Raw genomic sequence first — 3,280 nt, forward strand, 5'->3', positions numbered from 1 at the left:
CAATCCATTGATGCAATGGCGCGGTTCACCAAAGACAATATTCGTTATTTGCAAACAGCTTTGGGAAGACCCCCTTCAGAAGCTGAACTTTACTTAGCCCACCAACAAGGGCCAGCTGGGGCTGCAAGGCTTATTAAAAACCCCGATGCACCAGCAAGCCAACTGTTAAACCCACAAGCTGTAGCCTTTAATGGTGGGCGCCTTGGTGCAACAGCAGGTGATTTTATGAATCATGTTTATCAGCTCTACAATAAAACAGCCAAACCTCAGCCAAGTTATGAGAATGCAATGCCAAGTTATGAGAATGCAATGCCAAGTGAGGCGATTTCACCACGTGGCATGCAAAGACTTCAAAATGTCATGCAGGGAAATCAATTGCTTGCACGAAATATGGCGCCTTCTCAAATGAGGCCTTTTAAAAATGTTGCTCATGGTGATTTCTTTAAAAAAGGCATAGCGGGTTTAACGCAGCTCATCAAAGAGAATGCGCAAAATTATGATCAACAGATACAAATGGCACAAAATCAAATGATGCAGCCTGTGTTTGCACAAGGTGGAGCACGCCCTGTGGATTTAACGCCCTTAATTGACCCGTTACGGCGAAAGCCAGCTTCTTTCAATGGTCGGCAAAGAGGAGATCAATTGCGCAAAGAGTTCTTAAGCAAGGTCAGGAGTTTATAATGTCTGATATTTATGATTGGTCACTGACAGCAGATACAAATGCACACTCAGATGATATTATTAATTGGGCACAAGGCCAGCCCCCAAGTTCTGTCAATAATAGTGCCCGTGCTATGATGCAGCGTATACGAGAATATCTTGCAGATAATGGTGGCAGTATTGAAGCAAAATTTATCGTCAACAGTGAAAGCAAAACAACATCAATCACACTCAAAACAGTTTCTCCCATTACGACATATAAGAAGGATATTTTTATACGTTTTAAAGCAGGCAACACAAATGTTGGCGCGACAACAATAACTGTTAATAACTTGAGTGAGAAGCCTATTTATAAAATGAGTGATGTTGGTGGTGTTATACCTTTAGAAGGTGGTGAGCTACAAAAGAATGGTATTTATGAACTGATCTATAATAACAGCACGTTAGCAAGAAGTCTTAATGGTTGGTATTTATTAAACCCGACCCCAAAAACACCTCCTCAGATAGAAATTTTCCCCCCTGGTTTTATTGCGACATTTGCCATGCAAGCATTACCAAATGATTGGCTTTTGTGTGATGGTGCAAGCTATGAGCGCAAAAAATATCCACGATTATTCAAGGCAATAGGTGAACATTGGGGGGTAGATAGTGATATGACTTTTAAAGTGCCCGATTTTAGGGGGATGTTTTTACGTGGTTTTGATAATGGGCGTGGTATAGATAAAGACAGAAAGTTTGCTCAAAAACAGCAAGATAGCTTTAAAGCACATAGGCATAATTGCACCATTGACACAGCAGGAGAACATAGGCATGCGTATAGACGTTTTGCGCCTGGGGGAAATACAGTTGGTCACAGGAACCCCAGTTTTTATATTCAAGAACAAAACTGGAATACAGGCTCAGCGGGTGCACACACACATAGTGCCACGATTCATCCAGTAGGTGAGACAGAAACACGCCCTGTTAATACAACGGTTGTTTACGCCATAAAATCATAAGGTTTTTTAAGATGCTGAATAATCCATCGGCGATTGATGAGATTGCCGACGCAGGGCAGATTCGTGTCCTTTTTTACGCAAGTCATAGATTAGTTCATGCGCCCTTAAATAAGATCCTTGATAAGCTCAAAGAGGATATTCAACATGATCTTTCAAGCGCTTTTACAGCTTACAAAGAAGAAACAAATCAACGTATTGAAGCTTTGCAAGACACCATTGATGAATTGCGTTTGCAACTTTCAAATCTCATACATCTTGAAGAAATGAATTAAGGAATTAAAAGCGATGTCCATACCCTATCACACACACAAGTTTGACATTGAACCAGCAACAAATGAAGAAGTCAAAGAAGGTATTTTAGACAATAAGGTTGTTGCCCCCTCTTCATTGGGGAGTGCAGCAGCTTATTCTATGGGCTATTTTGCCACGGCTGCTCAAGGAAAGAGAGCTGATGAAGCTGTTGCCAAAAGAGATGTTGGGGTACTTGCTTATAAAGATAGGGTTACAGTTCATGATATCAACACCAGTGGGGATCCTTGTGAGAATACAGTTCTATCGGGTACTGGCTGGATAAAACTCTCGCCTTTGGGAATTGGCGATATGAGTGCTTCAATTTATGATCCTACCAATGTGAGCTCAGATGCCTTTTCTATGGAAAATATGATTGAAGGCGATACAAAAAAGATTTTGACTGCAGAAGAAAGATTAAAACTACAGTGTTTAAGTTCAAACTGTCCTACAATAGAAAAATGGAAGAAGGCAGATGAGGATATCAATTATCCTATATCTCCTGTCGATCTTAAAAATACCATCACTCATTTTGCATTATCAAAACCTCTTGCAATGGCAAAATTAGTTTATGATCCAAATAGAATAGCAAAGGATGTTTTTGCTATGGATCATATGAAAGAGGGAGAAAAACACCTTATCCTAACGCCTCAAGAACGTATTCAGATTACAAAGGTTAGTCAAATTGAACAAGCAACACAACAAGCACAGACAACGGCTGATAGTGCAAAGCAAGCTGCTGATAAAGCGCAAAAAGCAGTTGATCTCATTCACCCTCTTGAAAAGCAAGACTGGATTAATGGCATTAAAACAGAAAATGCATTGATATCACCTGCTCATCTGGTTGCTTCTATCAAAGCAAATGGCAGCAGTAGTGGAAGTGGTGGTGTGGGTACGAGCAAACCTGTTGAAATTTTCATGAAGAAAAGTGGAGAGATTGCATGGCCAGAAGGGACCACTGAAGATACCGAACTTGAAATATGGGCTTGGGGTGGAGGCAATGCTGGTGATGACAGTGCTCATCATGGTGGTAATGGTGGGTGTTGTGCTTATGTGAGAACAAAGAAAAAATTTCTTGGCAACAGTAAAGTAACTATCGGCAAGGGCGGAAAAACAGCCGAGAATAGCAATTTATATGGAAAAGACACAAAAGTTGGTCAGTTTATGACAGCTTCTGGTGGTTCTTTCGGATACGATCCTGCAGGTATTCATGGTTCAAGAGGCGATAATGGAGCTGATGCAGAGGATCAAAATGGTATTGAGGAAAATGGCAAGAATGGTGAAGTTGGTAGGATAGGTGGGCATGGGGGGAATGGAGGTGATGGGGGCAGAGG

At 41.1% G+C, this 3,280-nt stretch carries 3 protein-coding genes and 1 pseudogene; all 4 read left to right on the plus strand.

The window, feature by feature from the left end; all coding sequences use genetic code 11:
* Positions 1-681: hypothetical protein (locus tag ME3_RS07015; protein WP_007476997.1), on the plus strand; the 681-nt coding region annotated here is incomplete at its 5' end.
* The gene (locus ME3_RS02935; protein WP_007476999.1) at positions 681-1,658 is read left to right on the plus strand and encodes a phage tail protein; all 978 of its coding nucleotides are present in this window, start codon (positions 681-683) and stop codon (positions 1,656-1,658) included. The genes ME3_RS07015 and ME3_RS02935, both read left to right, overlap by 1 nt.
* An 11-nt stretch (positions 1,659-1,669) precedes the next feature.
* Entirely contained in the window at positions 1,670-1,930 is a 261-nt protein-coding gene (locus tag ME3_RS02940) for a hypothetical protein (protein WP_007477001.1), read from the plus strand.
* Positions 1,931-1,943: 13 nt separating this feature from the next.
* Positions 1,944-3,280 (plus strand): annotated as a pseudogene (locus tag ME3_RS07020) (hypothetical protein); the annotation flags it as partial.

This window comes from Bartonella melophagi K-2C, assembly GCF_000278255.1.
Taxonomy (GTDB): domain Bacteria; phylum Pseudomonadota; class Alphaproteobacteria; order Rhizobiales; family Rhizobiaceae; genus Bartonella; species Bartonella melophagi.

Excerpts from the sequence above, each read along its gene's own strand:
- ME3_RS02935 (WP_007476999.1), top strand. The coding sequence starts at position 681 with ATGTCTGATATTTATGATTGGTCACTGACAGCAGATACAAATGCACAC.
- ME3_RS02940 (WP_007477001.1), top strand. The coding sequence starts at position 1,670 with ATGCTGAATAATCCATCGGCGATTGATGAGATTGCCGACGCAGGGCAG.